At 74.1% G+C, this 22,596-nt stretch carries 20 protein-coding genes, 1 tRNA gene, 1 pseudogene and 1 CRISPR repeat array (1 of these 23 running past the window's edge); of the genes and pseudogenes, 14 read left to right on the forward strand and 8 right to left on the reverse strand.

Features of this window, described 5'->3' with window-relative positions:
- Nucleotides 1-145: 145 nt before the first annotated feature.
- On the reverse strand, nt 146-658 hold the full coding sequence (locus CIK06_RS04900) for a DUF402 domain-containing protein (protein WP_095563820.1): 513 nt from the start codon (nt 656-658) through the stop codon (nt 146-148).
- 15 nt (nt 659-673) lie between these two features.
- Nucleotides 674-1,500, reverse strand: a pseudogene (locus CIK06_RS04905) (SAM-dependent methyltransferase).
- A gap of 173 nt (nt 1,501-1,673) precedes the next feature.
- Between CIK06_RS04905 and CIK06_RS04910 the strand changes: the two are divergent.
- The 9 genes from CIK06_RS04910 (at nt 1,674) to CIK06_RS04950 (ending at nt 10,660) form a co-directional block, all read left to right on the forward strand.
- Entirely contained in the window at nt 1,674-2,006 is a 333-nt protein-coding gene (locus CIK06_RS04910) for a PadR family transcriptional regulator (RefSeq protein WP_095567572.1), read from the forward strand.
- A gap of 31 nt (nt 2,007-2,037) precedes the next feature.
- Complete coding sequence (locus CIK06_RS04915) at nt 2,038-3,108, forward strand: hypothetical protein (protein WP_198348101.1); 1,071 nt, start codon at nt 2,038-2,040, stop codon at nt 3,106-3,108.
- A gap of 257 nt (nt 3,109-3,365) precedes the next feature.
- A complete protein-coding gene (locus CIK06_RS04920; RefSeq protein ID WP_095563821.1) occupies nt 3,366-4,052 on the forward strand; it encodes a dienelactone hydrolase family protein in 687 nt (228 codons plus the stop codon).
- Nucleotides 4,045-4,809 (forward strand): uracil-DNA glycosylase, encoded by a 765-nt coding sequence (locus tag CIK06_RS04925; RefSeq protein ID WP_369916099.1) that lies wholly within the window; start codon nt 4,045-4,047, stop codon nt 4,807-4,809. Before CIK06_RS04920 ends, CIK06_RS04925 begins: the two co-directional genes overlap by 8 nt.
- A 19-nt stretch (nt 4,810-4,828) precedes the next feature.
- Nucleotides 4,829-5,623: a DUF4129 domain-containing protein gene (locus CIK06_RS04930; protein ID WP_198348102.1), complete on the forward strand. Its 795-nt coding sequence runs from the start codon at nt 4,829-4,831 to the stop codon at nt 5,621-5,623.
- A 585-nt stretch (nt 5,624-6,208) separates the two neighbouring features.
- On the forward strand, nt 6,209-7,210 hold the full coding sequence (locus CIK06_RS04935) for a MoxR family ATPase (RefSeq protein WP_095563823.1): 1,002 nt from the start codon (nt 6,209-6,211) through the stop codon (nt 7,208-7,210).
- A 134-nt stretch (nt 7,211-7,344) separates the two neighbouring features.
- Complete coding sequence (locus CIK06_RS04940) at nt 7,345-8,649, forward strand: DUF58 domain-containing protein (RefSeq protein WP_232534245.1); 1,305 nt, start codon at nt 7,345-7,347, stop codon at nt 8,647-8,649.
- Nucleotides 8,646-9,209 carry a hypothetical protein gene (locus tag CIK06_RS04945; protein ID WP_095563825.1) on the forward strand — a complete coding sequence of 188 codons (564 nt, stop codon included), beginning with the start codon at nt 8,646-8,648 and terminating at the stop codon, nt 9,207-9,209. Before CIK06_RS04940 ends, CIK06_RS04945 begins: the two co-directional genes overlap by 4 nt.
- A 107-nt stretch (nt 9,210-9,316) precedes the next feature.
- Nucleotides 9,317-10,660 carry an NAD(P)/FAD-dependent oxidoreductase gene (locus tag CIK06_RS04950; RefSeq protein WP_095563826.1) on the forward strand — a complete coding sequence of 448 codons (1,344 nt, stop codon included), beginning with the start codon at nt 9,317-9,319 and terminating at the stop codon, nt 10,658-10,660.
- A 6-nt stretch (nt 10,661-10,666) separates the two neighbouring features.
- On the opposite strand, the gene CIK06_RS04955 is transcribed toward CIK06_RS04950, so the two are convergent.
- Nucleotides 10,667-12,409: a hypothetical protein gene (locus CIK06_RS04955; RefSeq protein ID WP_095563827.1), complete on the reverse strand. Its 1,743-nt coding sequence runs from the start codon at nt 12,407-12,409 to the stop codon at nt 10,667-10,669.
- A 200-nt stretch (nt 12,410-12,609) separates the two neighbouring features.
- On the opposite strand from CIK06_RS04955, the gene CIK06_RS04960 reads away from it, so the two are divergent.
- From CIK06_RS04960 to CIK06_RS04970, 3 genes are all read left to right on the forward strand, one after another.
- A tRNA-Leu gene (locus tag CIK06_RS04960) sits at nt 12,610-12,690 on the forward strand.
- Between the two features lie 87 nt (nt 12,691-12,777).
- Nucleotides 12,778-13,629 carry a Bax inhibitor-1/YccA family protein gene (locus CIK06_RS04965; RefSeq protein ID WP_095563828.1) on the forward strand — a complete coding sequence of 284 codons (852 nt, stop codon included), beginning with the start codon at nt 12,778-12,780 and terminating at the stop codon, nt 13,627-13,629.
- Nucleotides 13,630-13,679: 50 nt separating this feature from the next.
- A complete protein-coding gene (locus tag CIK06_RS04970; protein ID WP_095567574.1) occupies nt 13,680-14,000 on the forward strand; it encodes a hypothetical protein in 321 nt (106 codons plus the stop codon).
- Between the two features lie 79 nt (nt 14,001-14,079).
- On the opposite strand, the gene CIK06_RS04975 is transcribed toward CIK06_RS04970, so the two are convergent.
- The 3 genes from CIK06_RS04975 to CIK06_RS04985 are packed head-to-tail and all read right to left on the reverse strand — an operon-like array spanning nt 14,080 to nt 17,253.
- The gene (locus tag CIK06_RS04975; protein ID WP_095563829.1) at nt 14,080-15,342 is read right to left on the reverse strand and encodes an acetyl-CoA C-acetyltransferase; all 1,263 of its coding nucleotides are present in this window, start codon (nt 15,340-15,342) and stop codon (nt 14,080-14,082) included.
- 55 nt (nt 15,343-15,397) lie between these two features.
- Nucleotides 15,398-16,213, reverse strand: coding sequence for an SGNH/GDSL hydrolase family protein (locus CIK06_RS04980; protein ID WP_095563830.1), 816 nt, complete (start codon nt 16,211-16,213; stop codon nt 15,398-15,400).
- On the reverse strand, nt 16,210-17,253 hold the full coding sequence (locus CIK06_RS04985) for an SGNH/GDSL hydrolase family protein (RefSeq protein ID WP_095563831.1): 1,044 nt from the start codon (nt 17,251-17,253) through the stop codon (nt 16,210-16,212). Before CIK06_RS04985 ends, CIK06_RS04980 begins: the two co-directional genes overlap by 4 nt.
- A 182-nt stretch (nt 17,254-17,435) precedes the next feature.
- On the opposite strand from CIK06_RS04985, the gene CIK06_RS04990 reads away from it, so the two are divergent.
- Entirely contained in the window at nt 17,436-17,792 is a 357-nt protein-coding gene (locus tag CIK06_RS04990; RefSeq protein WP_095567575.1) for a YkvA family protein, read from the forward strand.
- A 126-nt stretch (nt 17,793-17,918) separates the two neighbouring features.
- On the forward strand, nt 17,919-19,289 hold the full coding sequence (locus CIK06_RS04995; RefSeq protein ID WP_095563832.1) for a cystathionine beta-synthase: 1,371 nt from the start codon (nt 17,919-17,921) through the stop codon (nt 19,287-19,289).
- A 10-nt stretch (nt 19,290-19,299) separates the two neighbouring features.
- On the opposite strand, the gene CIK06_RS05000 is transcribed toward CIK06_RS04995, so the two are convergent.
- Both CIK06_RS05000 and CIK06_RS05005 read right to left on the reverse strand, forming a co-directional pair.
- Nucleotides 19,300-19,815, reverse strand: coding sequence for a GNAT family N-acetyltransferase (locus CIK06_RS05000; RefSeq protein ID WP_095563833.1), 516 nt, complete (start codon nt 19,813-19,815; stop codon nt 19,300-19,302).
- Complete coding sequence (locus CIK06_RS05005; protein WP_095563834.1) at nt 19,812-20,738, reverse strand: ribonuclease Z; 927 nt, start codon at nt 20,736-20,738, stop codon at nt 19,812-19,814. Before CIK06_RS05005 ends, CIK06_RS05000 begins: the two co-directional genes overlap by 4 nt.
- A 724-nt stretch (nt 20,739-21,462) precedes the next feature.
- Nucleotides 21,463-22,596: direct repeats of the CRISPR family, unit length 28 nt; unit sequence GGATCACCCCCGCATGCGCGGGGAGCAC (it continues 420 nt past the right edge of the window).

A 22,596-nucleotide genomic window follows, 5' to 3' on the forward strand; every position in this document is an offset into this window, starting at 1 on the left:
AGGGAAGTCGGGGTGTCCCGGCGGCCCGGACCCCCAACTTCGCCGAAGACGAGTTGATCATGGTCGGGGCGCGGGGTCGGGGTCGCGGGGTCGCGGGGTCGGGGTCGGGAGGGCGCGGGGTCGGGGTCGGGGGCGCGCGGGGGGATCACGAGGTGAGGAGATCGAGCCAGGGCTGGTGGGCGCCGTCGAACGGGCCGCGCCGGGCGGCGATCGCCGTGACCAGCCAGTTTGCCGCCGCGCTCGCCTGCGTCACCACCTCGTCGGGGTAACCGTAGCGGCGGCTGTTGTCGGCGAACTCGTCCTCGTCGTACCGCTCGACCCGGCCCGTCGCCCGGCGGAGGCCGACGTCGAGGTCCAGGTCGATCATGGTCACGCTGTCCGGCCCGAGCCAGCGGGCCGGAGTCGCGATGTCGCAGTAGACATTGAGGTGGAACGGCGCGTCGTAGAAGGTGGCGGCCCACCATCCCACGCGTGGCAGGAGCAGTACGTTGGCAACGGGACTGACGATGGGCGGCCCGTCCTCGCCCTTGCGCATCACCGTTCCGCTCGGGGCGCCCAGCCAGGTGCCGTGCTGGTCCTCCCCGAGCCGGAGCGCCGTCTTGTGGTAGTGCAGCGAGCCGTCGTACTTCGTGTACGCCACCCGCACCCGGTCCGACATGGGCCGAGCATATGGTCAGGGCTTGCGGGCGACCGCCCCGTACACCGAGACGGCGGCGTCGCTGGGCACCTCGTCGGCGCGGTTGGGGTCGGGCCGCCAGTGCGTGACCACCTGGAGGCCGGGTTCGACCAGGTCGAGGCCGGTGAAGAAGCGCTCGATCTCCGGACGCGGGCGGACCTGCATGGTCACCCCTGCATCCGGTAGATCTCGGCGATCTTCTCCCAGGCGACCGGGTCGAAGTCGCCGGTCAGGTGCGACAGCGCCAGGTAGCTGCCGGACGGCAGGGCCGCGAGCAGCCGCCGGACGATCTCGTACGGCTGGTCCGCGTCGCCCACGAAGTGCAGGATCGCGATGAGCAGCAGGGCGACCGGCTGGTCCAGGTCGATGACCCGGCGCAGTTGCGGCGAGTTGAGAATGCCGTCGACGTCGCGCAGGTCCGCGTCGATGTACTCGGTCATGCCGTCGGCGGTGCCGGTGAGCAGCGCCCGGGCGTGCGACAGCACGATCGGGTCGTTGTCCACGTAGGCCACCCGGCACGCGGAGTCGACCCCCTGGGCGACCTGGTGCACGTTGGGCGCGGTCGGGATGCCCGTGCCGATGTCCAGGAACTGCCGGATGCCGGCCTCGGCGGCGAGATAGCGGACCGCGCGGGCCAGGAACGCGCGGTTCTCCCGGGGCGGTACCCGGCTGTTGCCGTTGGCCTTCAGGCCCTTTTCGGCGGCGGCCCGGTCGGCGGCGAAGTTGTCCTTGCCGCCCAGCAGGTAGTCGTAGACCCGCGCCGGGTGCGGCACGTCGGTCCGCAGGTCCACCGGCGGTCGGTCGGCCTGCTCGTAGCTTGGCACCGGAAAGTTGTCAGTCAACTCGACTCCCCTGACCCATCGGCGATCCCTGCACTGTAGTACGGCGGACGGGGTGGCATCGGTCACGTATGCGGCTGAGGATCATCAGCGGGTGACGGGACGGTGCCCGGGTGCCGGAGTTGAGCTACTTCGCAATGCATAGTAGCGTGCCATCCGTGGACACCACGCAGCTACTCAAGGGTGTGCTGGATCTCGCGGTCCTGGCCGTGCTTCGCGACGAGGACGGCTACGGGTACGACATCCTGCGCCGGTTGCGCGACGCGGGTCTCGACGAGGTCGGCGACGCGTCGGTCTACGGCACCCTGCGCCGGCTGTTCGCGGCCGGCCTGCTGACCACGTACGTGGTGCCGAGCGAGTCGGGACCGCACCGCAAGTACTACTCGTTGAACAAGGCCGGCCGTGACCAACTCGTCCGGTCCGGGAAGGTCTGGCGATCCTTCGCCCGCACCTTGGACAGCCTGCTCGACGACGGGGAGATCGCCGCATGAGTGAGACCATGAGCGAGACAAGGGTGCACGAATGAGCGTCGTGAGTGGACGGGAGATCACCGAGTACGTGCGCGAGGTGCACGCCGCCCTGGCGGATCTGCCGCCCGAGGTGCGCCGGGATCTGCTGGAGGACCTGCCGGAGCATCTGGCCGAGGTGGGTGCCGAGGCGCACGGTTCGCTGACCGAGCGGCTGGGACCGCCCGAGGCGTACGCGGCGGAACTGCGCGCGGCGGCGGGTCTGGCCGGGCCGAACGAGCGGCGCACGCTCGACGACCGGGCGGCTGACCTGGTACGCGCCGGCCGGGTCCGGCTGGCCGCACTGGACGTGGCCACCGGTCCGCTGCTCGGGTACGCCCGGACCAGCGAGTTCCTCCGGTTGCTCCGGCCGGCCTGGTGGGTGCTGCGCGGTTACCTGGCGGTGCTGGCGTTGGCGCTGCTCGGCGCGGGTCAGGTCGGCGTGGTGCCCCGGATCGGCGGCAGTTCGTTGGCGGCCCTTCCCCTGCTGGTGCTGGCGGTGCTGGGTTCGATCTGGCTGGGCCGGCGGGGTGAGACGCTGCCGCGCAACCCGCGGCGGGTGATGACCGCGGCCGGGGTGCTGGTCACGCTGATCGGCATGGCCGCGTTGCTCGGGGCCGACTCGCGGGCCAGTTCTGAGGGGTACTACGCGCCCTCGTACAGCGACAACCCGTACGGCACCGTGCAGGATGTCTTCATCTACGACCGGGACGGCCGGCTGGTGGACGGGGCGCGGCTGTTCGACCAGGACGGCCGGCCGATCGAACTCGGCTACCGCCTCCAGGGATCCTGCCCGGGTGAGTCCGGGGACGGCAACGGCTCCGGAGACGGCAACGGCGTGGACGAGACGGCTGCGCGGTACACGTACGTCTACCCGTTCTGCCGGGAACGGGCGCCGTTCCGCGGGCTCGGCGGCGATCCGACGACGACCCCCGACCGGGCTCCTTCGCCGACCCCCGAGCGGACCGCGCCGACCGCGACTGCGCCGCCCTCCGCCACCCCGTCGAACGCGGAGGCGCCGCCGCCGTCGGACGCGGAGCCCCCGACGCCGTCGGGCGGCGCGTCTCCCGAGGTCACCTCCTCCTGACCGTCCGGTGTCGGCGACGGAACAGGGAGGTGTATCCCACGTTCGCCGCGCCTTCCCCGGGCCGCCGCGGCATGGCACGCTACCCGCACCAGGGCGTGTCTCATGGATCTCCGCGGAGCGAGGCGGCCCCGCCGCGGTGCGCTGCCCAAAACCATGAGACAGGCCCAGCAGGATGCCTCTGATGTCCGGTCGATGCACGTCGCCCGGATGGACTGTGCGACCAGCCAACGATGACTGACCGACAGGAGGACGGGCCGATGGGCGAGATGGTGAGCTATCGCAGCAACGGAGGGACCAGCGAGGGCTATCTCGCGCTGCCCGCCGAGGGCGAGCGCCGGCCCGCGGTGGTGGTCATCCAGGAGTACTGGGGTCTGGTCGGTCACATCAAGGCGGTGGCCGACCGGTTCGCCGAGGCCGGCTTCGTCGCCCTCGCGCCGGATCTCTACCACGGGGTGACGGCTGTCGAGCCGGACGAGGCCGGCAAGATGATCATGGGTCTGGCGATGGACCAGGCGGCCCGGGACATCGCCGGCGCGGCCGACTATCTCGCCGCCCGGCCCGAGGCGACCGGCAGGGTCGGCGCGGTCGGCTTCTGCGCGGGCGGCAGCCTGGCACTGTGGTCGGCCACCCTCTCCGAGCGGATCGTCGGCGCCGTGGGCTTCTACCCGGTGCTGCCCTGGGAGCGGATGCGCCCGGACTGGTCGGACTACGCAGGCAAGAGCGCGCTCATCCACTGCTCGGAGGAGGACGGCACGTCGGCCGCCGAGGGCGTCCAGGCGGCCCGCCGGGCCGTCGAGGCCGCGGGCGGCGACTGCGCCGTGTACGACTACCCGGGCACCTCGCACGCGTTCTTCAACGACGACCGGCCCGAGGTGTACGACCAGCCCGCCGCCGCCAGCGCCTGGGCACGCACGCTCGAATTCTTCCGGACGAAGCTTGGCTGAGGCGGGCACCGGGGCGGGCGCACCGACGCGTACCGCCGCCGACGTGCTCACCCGCGCCGCGCGGGCGGCCGACCTGGCCGATCTCGACCGCGCGGTCGCCGACTGCTTCGCCTGCCCGCGCCTGGTCGACTGGCGCGAGGAGGTGGCCCGGGTACGCCGGGCCGCGTTCCGCGATCAGGCGTACTGGGGTCGGCCGGTGCCCGGGTTCGGCGCCCCGGACGCCCGGATCGGCATCCTCGGCCTGGCGCCGGCCGCGCACGGCGGGAACCGTACCGGCCGGGTCTTCACCGGCGACCGTTCCGGCGACGTGCTGTTCGCGGCGCTGCACCGGGCCGGTCTGGCCAACCAGCCGACCAGCGTGTCCGCGGACGACGGCCTGGCGCTGCGGCACACCCGCATCTTCGCGGCGGTCCGCTGCGCGCCGCCGGAGAACAAGCCGACCCCGACCGAGCGGGACACCTGCGCGCCGTGGCTGCACCGCGAGGTGCGGCTGATCGCACCGACGCTGCGGGTGGTGGTCGCGCTCGGCGCGTTCGCCTGGGCCGCCTGGTGGCCGGCGCTGCGGGCCGGGTACGGCGTCCGCCCGCCCAGCCCGCGCCCGGCGTTCGGGCATGGGGCACACTGGTCTGGCGGGGCGGGGCCGGTGCTGCTCGGGTGTTACCACGTCAGCCAGCAGAACACCTTCACCGGCCGACTCACCCCGGACATGCTCGACGAGGTGTTCGAGCGGGCCAAACGAATGGCCGAGGTGGACTGAGCACAGGGAGGGCGGTGCCGTGCACGCCGGACGCGGGACACCGGCCGGCCCGGCTCCGGCTCCGGCGGACCGTACCCCGCTGCACCGGTGGTGGCCCGTGCTCGCGGTCGTCGTGCTGCTCGGGCTCGGTGCCGTCGCGGCCGGACACTCCTCCATCGACCTGCGCCGGCTCCCGTCGACTCCGCAGGACGCACCGCTGGTCGCCGACCAGCCGACCGGCCTGCCGAGTCCGTCGCAGCTCGTGGTGCTGCCCTCCGGTGCCGCGCAGGACCAGCCCGCGCACCTTCCGGGGTGGCTGGCGCCGACGCTGCTCGGGCTGCTCGCGCTGGTGGTCGTGGCGCTGCTCGGCACCGTGCTGTGGGCCATGCTCGGCGGGCCGCGGCGGCGTACCGGCCGGCTGTCGGACCTTCCGCCGGCGGCCCGCTCGCCGGAACGGACCGCCCGGGACGTGGTGGCGGTGCTGGACGCCGGGCTCGTCCAACTGGACGACGCCGACAACGACCCGCGGACCGCGGTGATCGCCTGCTGGGTCCGGCTGGAGGAGGCGGCGGCCGCCGCGGGCGTACCCCGGCGGGTCGGCGACACCCCCACCGACCTGGTGGCCCGGCTGTTGCGCGGCGACCCGGCCGCCGGGGTGCCGGCGATCGCCGGCAGCGCCGTGCTGGCCGCCTTCGCGGCCGTCTACCGGGAGGCCCGCTACGCCACCCACGTGGTCGACGAGCGGATGCGGGACCAGGCGCGGGAGGCGCTCGGCCGGCTCCGCGCCGAGCTGGTCGCGCCGGGGCCGCCGGCCCGGGTCGGGGGACCGGGGTGAGCCGGCGGGACGAGCCGGTGGTTGACCTCGGCACGCCGGCCGGAATCGAGGACCTGCTCGGGTACGACGAGGAGCCGGCCCGGGACCGCCGGCGCCGCCCGTCCGGCCGGTGGCTGCGCACCGTCCTGGTCGTCGGGGCGGCCAGCGCCGTGGTGATCGCCGGGTTCCGGGTGGTCGGCCTGGCCGTGTCCGCGTTCGCCGTGCTGGCCGGGGTGCTGGCGATAATGTTGATCCACCGCGCGGCGGCCGGTGTCGCCCCGGCGCAACCGCCGCACGGCCCGGCGCCCGTCGACGCCGGACCGGAGCGCCGCCGCCGGGACGGCCTGGACCGGGCCGTCGGCCGCTGGGCGCGGAGCCTGGACTGGGCCGTCGGGGACGCCGAGCGGTACGAGAAGCTGATCCGGCCCCGCCTGCTGGCCCTGGCCGATGAGCGGCTGCGACAGCGGCACGGCGTCATCCGGGAAACCGACCCCGACCGGGCCCGCGGGCTGCTCGGCGAGGCCGCCTGGACGGCGCTGACCGTGCCCGCCCGCCGATCCCCTCGCCGCGGGACCTCGCGGCGATCGTCGCCGAACTGGAGAAGATATGAACGAGGTGGACCGGGTGAGTGCCGCGGACGTGGGTCGGCTGGCCCGCGGCGTGCTCGACGCGGTCGGCTCGGTGGTGGTCGGCAAGCGGGACGCCCTGGAGCTGGTGCTGGCGGGCATCCTCGCCGGCGGCCACGTGCTGCTGGAGGACCTGCCGGGGCTGGGCAAGACGCTCACCGCGCGCTCCTTCGCGCAGGCGCTCGGCCTGGACTTCCGCCGGTTGCAGTTCACCCCGGACCTGCTGCCGGCGGACGTCACCGGCTCCTTCCTGTACGACCAGCGCAGCGGCGACTTCAGCTTCCGGGCCGGGCCGCTGTTCACCAACCTGCTGCTGGCCGACGAGATCAACCGGACGCCGCCCAAGACCCAGGCCGCGCTGCTGGAGGCCATGCAGGAGAAGCAGGTCTCGGTGGAGGGCGTCACGTACCGGCTGGACCCGCCGTTCCACGTGCTGGCCACCGCCAACCCCATCGAGTACGAGGGCACCTACCCGCTGCCCGAGGCGCAGCTCGACCGGTTCCTGCTCCGGGTGTCGTTCGGCTATCCGCGGCCGGACGAGGAGTGGGACGTGCTGCGCCGCCGGATGTCGCGCCGGCAGGAGGAGGCCGAACTGCCCGCCGTGGTCGACCCGGCGACGCTGCGCGCCATGCAGGGCGCGCTGGAGGACGTCGAGGTCGAGGACTCGGTCGGCCGGTACATCGTGGCGCTCACCGGTGCGACCCGGGAGCACCCGTCGGTGCTGGTCGGCGCCTCCCCGCGCGGCTCGCTGGCGTTGCTGCTGCTGGCCCGGGCGCGGGCCGCGCTGGCCGGGCGGGACTTCGTGGTGCCCGAGGACGTCAAGGAGGTCGCCGTCCCGGCGCTGGCGCACCGGATCACGCTCAAGCCGGAGATGTGGCTCCGCCGGGTCGATCCGGCGTTCGTCGTCGGCGAGGTCCTGGCCGGTACCCCGGCGCCCGCCAGCGGTGCGCTGCCGAGCCACGCCGGAGGAGCGGCGCGTTGACCGGCGCCGTCGAGCCCGCGGCGGGGCCGCCCGTCGAGCCCGGGGGAGCGCCGCCCGTCGAGCCCGCGGGAGCGCCGGCCGGCGAGCAGGCGGCGCCGCCGGAGGCCGCCGCCGCCTGGGCTCCCACCCGCGCCCTGGGCCGGGCGGTGCTGCTCACCGGCCTGCTGCTGCTCGGCGCCGTGCTGCTCGGCCGGGTCGACCTGGTGGTGCTGGCCGCGCCGTTCGCGCTGGGCACCGCGTACGCGCTGCGCCGGCGCCCGACCGCGGTGCCGCGGCTGGCCGTCGCCACCGGCGATCCCATCCTGGTGGAGGACGGGCCGGTCGCCGCCACCGTGACGGTCGGCGCACCCGGCCCCGTCGGCTACGACCTGGCGTTGGTGCGGACCGGGGTCTCGCCGTGGCTGGAGATGCAGCGGTGCGGGTTCGCGACCGACCGGGAGCCGCCGGCCGGGTCGGCGGACCGCCCGTTCATCACCACCGTGCCGCCGGACGCCGCCGTGGACCTGGAGCTTTCCGGCCGGACCCGGCGGTGGGGCCGGCACCGGATCGGTCCGGCCGGCACCCGGGCGGTGGCCTGCGACGGCCTGCTGGCCAGCCGGCCGGTGTTCGCCGGCGGCGAGCGGGTCCGGGTCTATCCGGCGACCGACCCGTTCGAGGCGGTCGAGGCCATGCCGCGGGCGGCCGGCCTGGTCGGTGGCCACCGCTCGCGGCGGCCCGGCGAGGGCGGCGAGCTGGCCGGGGTACGGGTGTTCACCCCGGGCGACCGGCTGCGCCGGGTGGACTGGCGGGTCTCCCTGCGGGCCCGGCAACTGCACGTGGCGGCCACGCTCTCCGACCGGGACGCCGAGGTGGTGCTGCTGCTCGACGTGCTGGCCGAGGCGGGCCGCTCGGGCGGGGCCGGCGGCCGGGCCTCGGTGCTGGACACCACGGTCCGGGCCGCGGCCGGGATCGCGGAACACTACCTGCACCGCGGCGACCGGGTGGCGCTGCTGGAGTACGGCCTCAACGCCCGCTGGCTGCGGCCGGCCACCGGCCGGCGGCAGTACCTCACGGTGCTGGAGTGGCTGCTGGACGTCGAGCCCGATGAGTTCGAGCACGAGCCGTTCGACCACGTCTTCGGGCCGCACCTGCTCTCCGCCGACGCGCTCGTGGTGGTGCTGACGCCGCTGCTGGACGACCGGTCGGCCGAGATGCTGGCCCGGCTCGCCCGCGCCGGCCGGTTCGTGGTCGCCGTGGACACCCTGCCGGCCGCCGCGCCCGGCGACCGGTCCAGCGTGGCGCAGTTGGCCCACCGGCTGTGGCGGCTGGACCGGGAGAACATCGTGGGCCAACTCCGCGACCACGGCGTACCCGTGGTGACCTGGGCCGGTTCGGGCAGCCTGGACCTGGTGCTCCGGGACGTCGCCCGGCTCGCCACGGCACCCCGGGTGGGCCGATGATCACGGCGGTGGGCGACCGGCTGCGCTCGGCCTGGCACGCCGCCGGCCGGATCACCGGCACCCCGCTGCTGGTGCGCGCCGGTGTCTTCCTCAGCATGCTGCTGGCACTGGCCCTGGCGGTGCCGGCGGAGTTCCTGGCCGCCCGGCAGTTCGGCCTCATGGCCGCGCTGGCGCTGCTGCCGGCGATCGGGCCGCGCCGGACGTGGACGACGGTGGTCACGCTGGTCGCGGTGGGCGCCTGGCTGTTCTTCAGCACCGCCTCCGACCTGCCGATCGAGCCCTGGCGGCTGCTCGGCCTGGCCGGCGCGCTCTACCTGGCCCATGCCCTCTCCGGGCTGGCGGCCCTGCTGCCGTACGACGCGGTGGTCGATCCCTCGGTGCCGGCCCGCTGGTTCGGCCGGGCCGCCGCGGTGGTGCTCGTCGGCGCGGTGGCCGGGCTCGGCCTGCTGGCCGTGGCCGGTCTGCCGGTGCCGCGCGGCGGGCTGCTGGCGACCGTGGCCGGGGCGGCCGTCGCGGCCGGCCTGGCCGCCCTGCTCCGCTGGCTGGTGCACCGCCGCTGACCGGCGCGCGCCGGGCGTCGCGGCCGGGCCGCGCCCAGTAGCGTCGCGGCCGGGTGGATGCGGCCGTTGGCCGGTCGGGGGCACCGGCCGCGAGGAAAGATGGCGGTGTGAAGCAGCGCATCCTCGTCGTCGGTGCCGGGCACGTCGGGCTCTACGCCGCGCTCCGGCTGTCCCGCAAGCTGGGCGCCGGCGAGGCCGAGGTCACCGTGGTCGACCCGCAGCCGCACATGACGTACCAGCCGTTCCTGCCGGAGGCCGCGGCCGGCAACATCTCGCCCCGGCACTCGGTGGTGCCGCTGCGGCGTGAGCTGCCGCGCTGCACCGTGCTGGCCGGCGCGGTGACCCGGATCGAGCACGCCCGGCGGACCGCCACCGTGCAGCCGATCATCGGCCCACCCCGCGAGATCGGGTACGACCAGATCGTGGTGTCCCCGGGTTCGGTGTCCCGGACCCTGCCGATCCCCGGGCTGCACGAGTACGGCATCGGCTTCAAGACCATCGGCGAGGCGATCTACCTGCGCAACCACGTGCTCGACCGGCTGGACGTGGCGGCGGCCACCACCGACCCGGAGATCCGCCGCTGCGCGCTCACCTTCCTGTTCGTCGGCGGCGGGTACGCCGGGATCGAGGCGCTGGCCGAGATGGAGGACATGGCCCGGGACGCCCTGCGGTACTACCCGGAGCTGAAGCCCTCGGACATGCGCTGGGTGCTGGTCGAGGCGACCCAGCGGGTGCTGCCGGAGGTGGACCCCGACATGGGCGCCTACACCGTGCGGCAACTGCTCCGGCGCAACATGGACATCCGGCTGGACACCCGGCTGGAGTCCTGCCTGGGCGGCCACGTGCGGCTCTCCGACGGGGACAGCTTCCGGACCGACACGATCGTCTGGACCGCCGGGGTGAAGCCGTCGCCGATGCTGGCGCGGACCGACCTGCCGCGGGACGAGCGGGGCCGGCTCACCTGCCTGCCGACGTTGCAGGTGGTCGACGGCGACCGGGTGGTGGAGGGGGCGTGGAGCGCCGGGGACTGCGCCGCGGTGCCGGACCTGACCGGGCCGCCCGGCACGTACTGCTCGCCCAGCGCGCAGCACGCGGTCCGGCAGGCCGCGCGGCTGGCCGACAACCTCCGCGCGGTGATCCGGGGGCGGGTCCCGAAGGAGTACCGGCACCGGCACGCCGGCAGCGTCGCCAGCCTGGGACTGCACAAGGGCGTGGCCCAGGTGTACGGCATCAAGCTGACCGGCTTTCCCGCCTGGGTGATGCACCGGACGTACCACATGGGCCGGATCCCGTCGGTCAACCGCCGGGTGCGGGTGGTGGTCGACTGGACGCTGGCGTTCTTCCTGAAGCGCGAGGTGGTCGCGCTCGGCCAACTGCACGACCCGCGGGAGGAGTTCGCCGAGGCGACGCCGCCGGTGGAGCCGCGGCACCCCGCCGACACGCCGGCGTAGCCCGCCTCAGCGCACCCGCCAGACCCAGACGTCGATGTCCCGGGTGGCCGGCCCGAGCAGTGCCTCCACGGTGCTGCGCAGGCTCTCCGGGTGCGGGGCGTCGTCGGCGAGCACCACGCAGGACGCGTTCCAGAATTCGAGGTCCTGCCGAGCCCGTTCGCGCTGCGTCGGGCCGATCCGCGGGATGGTGCCGCTCCGCCCGACCTCGGCCAGCAGCGCGGAGGTGGGCTGCTTGTAGACGCCCAGCGAGGCGCCGTGCTCGTCGCCGTACGGCCCGATGAAGAAGCCCTCGGGCATGGCGAACCCGACGTTCTCGACGGCCGCCCAGCGCATCGCCCACGGGGCGTTGGGGGTGGGCAGCGGCACCGGCACCAGCACCCCGGTCGGGCGTACGCAGTCCCGCCAGTGCCCTGCCGTGAAGAACTCGGGGACCGGCGGCCGGCCGGTCGTCGGCAGCGGGCCGGGCAGCACCGGCAGGATCGCGGCGGCCAGCACGGCCGGCGCCACCCACCGGGCCCGGGACCAGCGCAGTGCGCGCGCCCGGTCGAGCGCCACCACCAGCACGATGGCCAGCAGCGGCGTGACGGCGAGGGCGAAGCGGATCGGCAGCGCGCCGTCGACCACCGGCAGGTCCAGCAACAGCGTGTACGGCGCGGTGATGTCGGTCCGGTGCCCGTTCACCACCAGGTGCGGCCCCAGCGACAGCGCGGTCATCACCACGGCGGCGGCGACGCAGGCCAGCACGATCCGGCGGCGCGCCAGCCAGAGCGCGGCGGCCAGGGCCAGCACCAGCAGCGGCCAGCCGAGGAAGGAGTTGTACTCGGACGCGCCGGTGCTCAGCCGTTCCGCGCTCGCGGTGCCGGCCAGCGACAGCGGTGAGAACGCCGGGAAGCTGGCCAGGTCGGCGGAGAAGTGGTGCGGGCTGAACATCCCGTTGCGGACCCCCTGGGGCCCCCGGAACTGGAACCAGAGCGGGATCATCAGCACGGCGATGGCGAGCAGGGCGGCCGTTGCCAGCCCGAGGACGAGGCCGGGCAGGACGCGCCAGGCCAGCCGGGGGGAGGTCAACCCGTACACCACGGTCACGATCGTCAGCGTCACGGCGGTCAGGAACAGCACCTCCTCGCCGATGAACACCTGGAGGGTGACCGCGCCGGCCAGCCCCAGCGCCGAGGTGAGGACGCGCCGCCAGTCCGGTCCCACCCGCCCGGCCGGGTCCGCCGGGTCGGCCGCCCGCACCATCCGCAGCACCAGCCACACCATCACCGGTACGAGCCACTGGGCGGTCATGTGCAGGTGGCTGTTGGACTGCGACACCATCCCCGGGCCGAAGCCGCAGAGCACGGCGCCGAGCGCCGCGGCCAGCCGGCTGGCCCGCAGGGTGCGGCTGAACAGCAGGTACCAGGCGACCGCCGTGCCGGCCAGGTTGCCGGCGGCGATCAGCGCGAACGTGGTCGCGGCGCCGAACAGCAGGGTGACCGGGGCGAAGACCATGCCGAGGGCCAGCACCGTGGTGTTGGCCATCAGGTTCACCCCGTCCGGCACGTTGAGCCGGTCGCTGAGCAGGCTGAAATCGCCGAGCAGCAGCCGGGCGTCGCTGGCCAGGAACCATTCGTAGAGGGTCTGGTCGGCGGGGTTCAGCGCCAGCACCCGGCTCGGCGGTGCGGGCCAGAGCCCATGGGTGATCCAGCCGGCAGCCAGCAGGAACAGCAGGCCGACTGCGAGGTCCAGCCGATGCGTACGCGCCATTGCGATCAATCGGTTTCGACGGAGTGATGCGGTTTCCCGGGCCCTGGGCGGTGCGCTCACGCCGGTGTCGACCTCGTGCTCCGCTCGGGCTGTGCTGGTCACGGTTCCGACCCTAGTGCCGAGGGGCCGCCGGGGTGCGCCGGGTGTGCTTCGACCCGCTACGGTGGCAGAACCGGACCGCGGCGCGGCCCCGGTGCCCGGCCCGGGTGGTGGAATGGCAGACACGGCCGCCTTAAAAGCGGCTGCCGCGAGGCGTGCGGGTTCGATCCCCGCCCCGGGCACTCGGCGCGATATCGCCCGTGCTGGCGACCGCAGACTACCCTTGGAGTGCACGTTGTCGTGCCATGACCCCCGAGGGAGGCCAGGAAGTGAAGACCACCAACCCGGTGCTCGCCCGGTTCGGCCAGAATGCCGTCCAGGAGCGGAGCACCGGGTACGCACCCGGCGCCGGATACCAGCAGCCGGCGTACGGGCAGGGCTATCCGGGCGCCGGCCACCCCGAGACCGCCGGCTACCCCGGCCCCGCGTACCCGGCCTCACCCGTCGGCGCGCGGACGATGACGATCGACGACGTCGTCGTCAAGACCGTCACCCTGCTCGCCCTGCTGGCCGCCTCGGCCGCCGCCGCCTGGGTGCTCGTCCCGGACGCGCTGCTGGGTGCCGCCTGGATCGGCGCCGCGATCATCGGGCTGGTGCTCGGCCTGATCGTCTCGTTCTCCCGGGTCGCGAACCCGGCGCTGGTCGTCGCGTACGCGGTCGTCGAGGGCGTCTTCGTCGGCATGGTGAGCAAGTTCTTCACCTCCGTGCTCGGCTACCAGGGGATCGTCCTGCAGGCCGTGGTGGCGACCTTCGCGGTCTTCTTCGCCATGGCGATGCTCTACAAGGCCCGGGTCGTGCGGGCCACCCCGCGGTTCACCCGGATCGTCATCGCGGCGATGGGCGGCCTGTTCGTGGCCATGCTGCTCAACTTCGTGCTGGCGCTGTTCGGGGTGGACACCGGGCTGCGCAGCGGCGGCCCGATCGCCATCGGGTTCAGCCTGGTCTGCATCGTGGTGGCGGCGCTGAGCTTCGTGCTCAACTTCGCCCAGATCGAGGAGGGCATCCGGGCGGGGCTGCCCGAGCGCTACTCGTGGACCGCCGCCTTCGGCATCCTGGTCGGGCTCGTCTGGCTCTACCTTGAGGTGCTGCGGCTGCTCAGCTACTTCCAGGGCGACGACTGACCGTGACCGACCGGGGCACCGGCGGCCCGGGATCCACCGGGTCGCCGCCACTGGCCGAGGCCGAGCTGAGCAGGGCGGTCGACGTCCTGGTCCGGCAGGTCGGGCACTGGGAGGCGCCGCGCTGGGCCGCCAAGGCCGAGCGCGGCAACGCCGCCCGGGCCGATCTGATGCACCGGCTGGTGCAGGAGATCGCGAACCGGGCGGCCGACGCGGCCGGCGAGCCGCGCCGGACCGTACCCCGGCTGGACAACGACCTGGCGCTGCCCGATCAGCTCCGGGTGGTGGCCGCCGACCTGGCGGCCGCGCGGCCGCCGGAGGCGGTGCTGGACGCCGCCGCCGCGCAGGTGCGGGCCACCCGGCTCGCGCTGTAGGCGCTCGCGTTGCCGGTGGTGTCCGTCTGGCGCCGGCTGTCGGTGGTGTCCCGCCGGCGCCGGCGGGACACCACCGCGGTCAGCTCAGCCGTTCCAGCACCATGGCCATGCCCTGACCGCCGCCCACGCACATGGTCTCCAGCCCGACCGTCCGGTCGTGCCAGTCCAGGGCGTTGAGCAGGGTGCCGGTGATCCGCGCGCCGGTCATCCCGAACGGGTGGCCGACGGCGATCGCCCCGCCCATCACGTTCAGCTTCTCCAGCGGGATTCCGAGCTGCCGGTACGACGGGATGACCTGCGCCGCGAACGCCTCGTTGATCTCCACGAGGTCCACGTCGTCGATGCTCATCCCGGCGCGGGCCAGCGCCTGCCGGGACGCCTCGACCGGGCCGAGGCCCATGATCTCCGGCGACAGCGCGGTGACCCCGGTGGAGACGATCCGGGCCAGCGGGGTGATGCCGAGGTCCCGGGCGCGCTGCTCGCTCATCACGACCACCGCGGCGGCCCCGTCGTTCAGCGGGCAGCAGTTGCCGGCGGTGATCCGGCCGTCGGGGCGGAACACCGGCTTGAGGCCGGCGACGCCCTCCAGGGTCACCCCCGCGCGGGGGCCGTCGTCGGTGCTCACCACGGCGCCCGACGGGGTGCTGACCGGGGTGATCTCCCGGGCCCAGAAGCCGTCGGCGATGGCCTTCTCGGCGAGGTTCTGGCTGCGTACCCCGAACTCGTCCATCTCGGCGCGGCTCACGTCGTACACCTGGGCCAGGTTCTCCGCGGTCTGGCCCATCGCGAGGTAGACGTCGGGCAGGTCGCCGTCGGCCCGCGGGTCGGTCCAGGTGGCGGTGCCGCCGGCGGCCCGGGCCGCGGACCGCTCGCGGGCCGACGCGAACCGCGGGTTCTCCCACCCGCCACCGACCAGCGCCTGCGCCTCCGGCGGCAGGCCGTCGGAGTTGCCCCGGGCGTACCGGGAGACGGCCTCCACCCCGGCGGAGACGAAGACGTCGCCCTCGCCGGCCGCGATGGCGTGGAACGCCATCCGGGTGGTCTGCAACGACGAGGCGCAGTAGCGGGTCAGCGTGGCGCCGGGCAGGCCGTCCAGGCCGAGCAGCGTGGCGACCACCCGGGCCATGTTGAAGCCCTGTTCCCCGCCGGGCAGCCCGCAGCCCAGGTACAGGTCGTCGATGGTGGTCGCGTCCAGCTGCGGCACCTTGTCCAGGGCGGCGCGTACGACGCTGGCGGCGAGGTCGTCCGGCCGCAGCTCCCGCAGCGAGCCCTTGTGGGCGCGCCCGATCGGCGAGCGGGCGGTGGCGACGATGACGGCGGTCCGGGACGGGTCGGTCGGCATGCCCCCACGTTAACCCGTGGGTAACTTGCCGGGAAGGGGACCGGCCCGGCCGTGACTAGCTGCGGCTGGCCACGGCGGCGGCCTCGGCCACGGCCGGCAGCAACGCGTGCGCCCACACCCGGTAACCGTCGGCCGAGGGGTGGTAGCCGTCGTGGCAGAGGGTGCCCGCGTCCGCCCGGAAGACCGGCCCGGCCACGGCCGCAAGATCGACCACGGTGCCGCCGCCGGCGCGTACCGCGTCGGCCTGCGCCGCCGCCGTACGCCGGCCGAACCACCCGGCGAGCTGCCGCAGCGGCGGCGCGATGGCCCGGACGGCGCCGAGGTCCGGACAGGTGCCGACCACCACCTCGACCCGGGCGATGCGCAACCGGCGGACGGCGGCGTGCAGGTAGCCGGCGGACTCGACCGGGCGGCGCAGGCCGGCGGCGTCGGCCGCCCCCACGAGGATCACCGCCACGTCCGGTTTCGGACCCAGCAGCGCCCGGGCCACCTGGGTGGCCAGATCGGTCGAGCGGGAGCCCACCACGCCGACGCTGGACAACTGCACCAGGCGCCGGCCCGCGCCGGCCCGGCCGGAGCCCTCGGCGAGCAGCCGGGCGAGCTGTCCGCCGACCGTGTCCTCCACCCGGTCGACCCCCACGCCCAGCGCGGCCGAGTCGCCCAGCAGCACCAGGCGCAGCGGGGGAGCGCCGGTCGGACCCACCGAGCAGCGCAGCGCCAGCCGCGGGTCCGGCTGCGCGTACCGGCGGGTGCCGGCCAGCACGGCCTCACCGGCCAGCACGGCCGTGCCGCCGACCGCGCCGGCGAGCAACGTCATGATCGTCGCCCGGCCGAGCCGGGCGGCGATGGTCCCGAGGGCGGAGCCGGTCATGTCACACCCTCCTCAACGGGCGACGCAACGGCGGCACCCCGGGCACGCCAGAAGCTCGGGCGGCGACGCCGCAGCCGCGCCCACCGGCCGGCCGGCCCCCGGTCCCGGCCGCCGAGCCGGGCCGCGCTGACCTCGGTCCCGGCGTGCCGGGCGGCGACCTGAGCCGCCGCCGGAAGCGACCGTACGCCACCCCGGTCCTGCGGACCAGCCGGAACACCGCCGGCGCCGGCCAGCGCCGACAGCGCCGTGGGCAGCAGCGCGGCGGCGGCGATGGCGTACCCCTCGGCGGACGGGTGGAAGTGGTCCCAGGCGAACATCCGGGTCGGCTCGGCGGCGAACCGCGGCCCGAGCAGGTCTCCGAGCGAGACCGTCCAGCCGCCGGCCTCCACCACCGCCACCGTCTGCGCGGCGGCCAACTGCCGGCTCCAGCGGCGGGCCAGCCAGCGCAGCGGCGGCTTGATCGGCTGGATGGCGCCCAGGTCGGGGCAGGTGCCCACGACCACCTCGGCGCCGGCGTCGCGCAGCGTCCGCACGGCGGTCACCAGGTGCCCGACCGCGACCGGCAGCGGGGTCCGGTTGGTCACGTCGTTGCCGCCGACGAGGATCACCGCGAGATCGGGCCGATGCTCCAGCGCGGCGTCGACCTGCGGGACCAGGCCGGCCGAGAGCGCGCCCACCACCGCGAACCGGTGCAGCCGGACCGGCCGGTGCAGCCGGCGGGAGATGCCGGTGGCCAGCAGGGCGCCGGGCGTCTCCCGGGGGCGGTGTACGCCGTATCCGGCGGCCGACGAGTCCCCGAGGACCACGAGCGTCAGGGGCGGGCCGGGGAACCGGGCGCCGTACACCCCGTCGCCGCGCGGCGGCGGCTCCTGCGCCTGCGGGATCACCCGGCGCGCCTGCCGGGCCTGCCCGATCAGCACACCGGAGGCCGTGAGCACCGTCACCGCGGTCGCCCCGGCCCCGAAGACCACCAGCTTGGCCGCCCGCCGCACCAGCGCCCACGGCGCGACGCCCCCGGATACCGCCGCGGCCTGACCCATCAAGCGCCCCCCGCCGTAGGTGAAACCGTCCGCCTGGTTCGAGGCTATCGCGGCCGGCTGGCACCGTGCTGTCTGCGATACGGCGTTTGCCCACTGCAACGGCGTCCGTGCCGGTGTCCCGGGCGCCGTGCCGGTGTCGTACCGGGGGCGCATGATGGATGACGGAGAAGGAGGGTGCCGACATGGCCAAGACTCTCAAGCGCGCGGCGGCTTTCACGGCCCTGGCCCGGGCGCTGACCGCCGGGGCTCGCGGTGGCCCGTCCCTGGGCACCCGGCTGGCGGCGCTGCCGCGGATGGTCCGGGCGACGAGCCGCGGCGAGTACGACGGCGGCCTGCGGATCGCGATGATCGCCGCGGCCACGGCGTACGTGGTGTCGCCCATCGACCTGGTCCCCGAGGCGTTCCTCATGGTGCTCGGGCTGGTCGACGACGCCGTCATGGTCACCTGGCTGGCCGGCGCCGTGCTGTCGGAGACCGAGCGCTTCCTGGCCTGGGAGGCCCACCGGGCGGCCGTCATCCCCGGGCACGCCGTGCACTGACGCCACGTACCCTGGTCGGGTACGTCCCCACGCAGGCCGGCCGCCTGCCGGTGCACCCCGATGGCGTCGCTGCCCGCGCTCGGCAGAGCCGTGCGGCCGAGCTGCCGAACGAGAGAGGCGCCCGGAGTGCGGTACTACGACAATGTGGTCGAGATGATCGGCAACACCCCGCTGGTGCGGCTGCGCAACGTCACCGAGGGCATCCAGGCCACCGTCCTGGCCAAGGTGGAATACCTCAACCCGGGCGGTTCGGTGAAGGACCGGATCGCGCTGCGGATGGTGGAGGACGCGGAGGCGGCCGGGATTCTCCGGCCGGGCGGCACGATCGTCGAACCGACCAGCGGTAACACGGGCGTCGGGCTGGCCCTGGTGGCCCAGCTACGCGGCTACCGGTGCGTGTTCGTCTGCCCGGACAAGGTCAGCCAGGACAAGCAGGACGTGCTTCGGGCCTACGGCGCCGAGGTCGTGGTCTGCCCCACGGCCGTCGCCCCGGAGGACCCGCGCTCCTACTACAACGTGTCGGACCGGTTGGCCCGGGAGATCCCCGGCGCCTGGAAGCCCGACCAGTACGCGAACCCGGCCAACCCGCGCTCGCACTACGAGACCACCGGCCCCGAGGTGTGGGACCAGACGGCCGGCCGGATCACCCACTTCGTCGCGGGGGTCGGCACCGGCGGCACCGTGACCGGCATCGGCCGGTACCTCAAGGAGGTGTCCGAGGACGCCGTGCGGGTGGTCGGCGCGGACCCGGAGGGCTCGGTCTACTCGGGCGGCACCGGCCGGCCGTACCTCGTCGAGGGGGTGGGCGAGGACTTCTGGCCGGAGACGTACGACCGGAAGATCTGCGACGAGATCGTGGAGGTGTCGGACAAGGACTCGTTCGACATGACCCGGCGGCTGGCCCGCGAGGAAGGGCTGCTGGTCGGTGGCTCCTGCGGGATGGCCACGGTGGCGGCGCTGGAGGTGGCCCGCCGGGCCGGACCGGACGACGTGGTGGTGGTCCTGCTGCCGGACAGCGGCAAGGGCTACCTGTCCAAGATCTTCAACGACGACTGGATGGCCCGGTACGGCTTCCTGGCCACCGGCGGCAGTGAGGCGACCGTGGCCGAGGCGCTGGCCAAGAAGCCGGGCGGGTTGCCGGAACTGGTGCACGTGCACCCGACGGAGACGGTCCGGGACGCCATCGACTACATGCGCGAGTACGGCGTCTCGCAGCTGCCGGTGCTCAAGGCCGAGCCGCCGGTGGTGACGGGCGAGGTGGCCGGGTCGATCGCCGAGCGGGACCTGCTCGACGCCCTGTTCACCGGCCAGGCACACCTGCACGACACGATCGAACGGCACATGGGCGACCCGCTGCCGATGATCGGCGGCGGCCAGCCGGTGAGCGAGGCGGTCGACCTGCTGGAGAAGTCGGACGCCGCGCTGGTGCTCGTCGACGGCAAGCCCAAGGGCGTACTGACCCGCCAGGACCTGCTGGCCCACCTCGGCGCCCGGTAGCGGGCGGGTTTCAGACCAGCTCGCGGGAGTACCGGAGCTGCGGCGTGGCCGCCGTGCCGATCATGTCGGTCCGCTCGACCCCGTCGCAGCTCCACCCGCCGCGTTCGTAGAACCGGCGGGCCACCGCGTTGTCCCGCAGCACCCAGAGCCTCGCCCGGGCGTAGCCCAGGTCGACGAGCGTGGCCAACGCGTCGATCATCAGTTGCCGGCCCACGCCCCGGCCCAGCCAGCGCGGATCCAGGTGGATCGCGTTCAGCAGACCGCCCTTCGGATCCTCCTCCGGCTCGTCCGGGCCGACGTAGCTGAAGCCGATGACGCGCCCGCCGTGCTCGACGACCGTGAGCCGGTGGTCCGCGCGCTCGTACAGCCACCGCTGTTCCCAGTAGCGGCCCAGGGCGCGCGGGGTCGGCCGGGCAAGATCGTCGGCGGCCAGGAATCCCGAGTAGGCGGCCACCCGGGAGCGGTGGTGCAGGGCACCCACCGTCATCAAATCGGTCCGCCGGGCAGGACGCAATGTGATGATCATCCGGCTGAGCGTACCCGTCGGCTCGGAAGCGGAAACCGCGACAGGTCCTCCGCCACCGACACGTCGCCGGGAAACTCCGCCCGCGCCTCGTCGAGGAAGCCACGGACATCCGGGTAACGCTGCGAAAAATGGGTGAGCACCAGCCGGCGTACCCCGGACTCGGCCGCCACCCGGGCGGCCTGCGCGGCCGTAAGGTGGCCGTAGTCGTTCGCCAGCTTCGCGTCCGCGGTCCGGAAGGTCGACTCGATGACGAGCAGGTCGGCGCCCTCGGCCAGCGCGTACACGTTGTCGCAGAGCCCGGTGTCCATCACGAACGCGAACACCTGGCCCGGCCGGGACACGCTCACCTCGGCCAGGGTCACCCGGCGCCCGCCGAGGTCCAGGTGGCCGGCGGCCTTCAACTCACCGACGGCCGGCCCGGCGAGGCCGTACGCCGCCAGCCGGTCCGGCAGCAGCCGCCGGGTGTCCGGCTCGACCAGGCGGTAGCCGTACGCCTCGACCGGGTGCCGCAGCCGGCGGGCCTCCAACCGGCCCACCGGGGTTCCGATCACCTGTACGTCCCCGTCGACCGGCTCGGGACGCAGATCGGCGGTCTCGTAGAAGGAACTGGCGTGCCGAAGCGCCGCGAAGTAGTCGGCACCCGAGGCGGGAAAGTGTGCGGCCACCGGGTGCGGTACGCGGTCCAGGGAGAGCCGCTGGATCACCCCGGGCAGGCCGAGACAATGATCGCCATGAAAATGGGTGACGCAGATCCGGGTGACGTCGGTGGCCGAGACGCCGGCCAGCAGCATCTGCCGCTGGGTGCCCTCACCGGGATCGAACAGGATCCCCTCGCCGTCCCAGCGCAGCAGGTAACCGTTGTGGTTGCGATGCCGGGTCGGTACCTGGCTCGCCGTGCCGAGCACCACCAGCTCGCGGGACATGCGACCCCCGGAAATGAGCGACCCCCGGGGCTTCCGCCGCGTACGGCGGGCCGGCTGGACTGGGCCGGCACCCCGGGGGTCGGGTGGCTGACGTGGATTCGCCGTACCGCTGCCACACGGTCTCGACGATCGGACAAAGACCCTCACCGGCGGCAGAACCGTCGAAGGGGATCCATGACTGTCAAGGACAGCGGCTAGCGGACAGCCACCTCACGAGTCCAATAACTACACAAAGCCTGGACCACCTCCTTTCCCGTGTACGGCCAACCTATCCATCCGATCGACCCGCCGGCAACGGGTTTAGATCACCCCGCCACCCGTTGCCGCCTGCGGTCCTCTGTCCGCGGTCCGCGGTTCGTTGCCCGCCTGCGGTCCGCCGCCCGTTGCCGCCCTCTGTCCGTGGTCCCCTGCCCGCCTGCGACCTACCGCCCGTCGTCGCCCTCTGTCCGCGGTCGCCTGCCCGCCTGTGACCTACCGCCCGTTGCCGCGGTGTCGGTTCGGGCGTCCCCACCCCGAAACCGGTCGTCGCTGAACGGCATCTGTGGGCGAGGACCCCGTCGAAGGGGCACGGCGCCCTGGCGGTCGCCATGATCAACTCGTCTTCAGGGAACTCGGGGTATCCCGGCCACTCGGACCCCCCAACTTCACGGAAGATGAGATGATCTTGGCGCCATCGGGATGGGGAGTGCGGCTTCGCAACGCAAACATCGGCCATCGGCGCTCCGGATCACCTCCGCATGCGCGGCGAGCACCTGTGCCCATGCCCATGGCGTCGTCCACGCACAGGATCACCCCCGCATGCGCGGGGAGCACCACCGTCTCACCAGCCTGTAGTACGGCGAGCACGGATCACCCCCGCATGCGCGGGGAGCACAGGACGGTGACGATGGACAACCCGATCGCCGTGGGATCACCCCCGCATGCGCGGGGAGCACCATGACTCTCTGTTCACTCTTCCAGCTCCTCAAGGATCACCCCCGCATGCGCGGGGAGCACCGAGCCCATACGCCTCCCCAGGCGGCCATATGCGGATCACCCCCGCATGCGCGGGGAGCACGATGTCGCCGGCCTCGGCGTTGTAGGTCGCGACGGATCACCCCCGCATGCGCGGGGAGCATGTGCTGGATATGCCGCGTCCGGCCGTTCGCGCAGGATCACCCCCGCATGCGCGGGGAGCACCCGCTGTGACCAAGGACGGCAAGACGGTCTTGGGGATCACCCCCGCATGCGCGGGGAGCACCAACGACGGGGGTTCGATGACCCTCACGATCAAGGATCACCCCCGCATGCGCGGGGAGCACGCGGTGGCCGGCCGCCACCACACACGCGCCGAGGGATCACCCCCGCATGCGCGGGGAGCACACGGCGGTGGGGTTTGTGAACGTGGCGGACAGGGGATCACCCCCGCATGCGCGGGGAGCACTCCGTGATGGTCCGCTCGGGGATGCCGCGCGGGGGATCACCCCCGCATGCGCGGGGAGCACTCCGACGATCTGGCGATCACACGGGGCGCCAAGGGATCACCCCCGCATGCGCGGGGAGCACAGACGTCGTCGGCGGTCACCGTCCGGCCTCGCTGGATCACCCCCGCATGCGCGGGGAGCACCTGTGTCGTGTCGTCCACCCGCATCGCCTCCCGGGATCACCCCCGCATGCGCGGGGAGCACCCAGTCCCCGTGTGGCCGGTTCAGCACGGCGCCGGATCACCCCCGCATGCGCGGGGAGCACGTTCGACGCGCAGCGTGGAGGGAATCTCCGCCCGGATCACCCCCGCATGCGCGGGGAGCACGTGCCCGGATCCCCCTACAACGACGACATCCCGGGATCACCCCCGCATGCGCGGGGAGCACGCATGGCG

It is taken from the genome of Plantactinospora sp. KBS50 (assembly GCF_002285795.1).
Taxonomy (GTDB): domain Bacteria; phylum Actinomycetota; class Actinomycetes; order Mycobacteriales; family Micromonosporaceae; genus KBS50.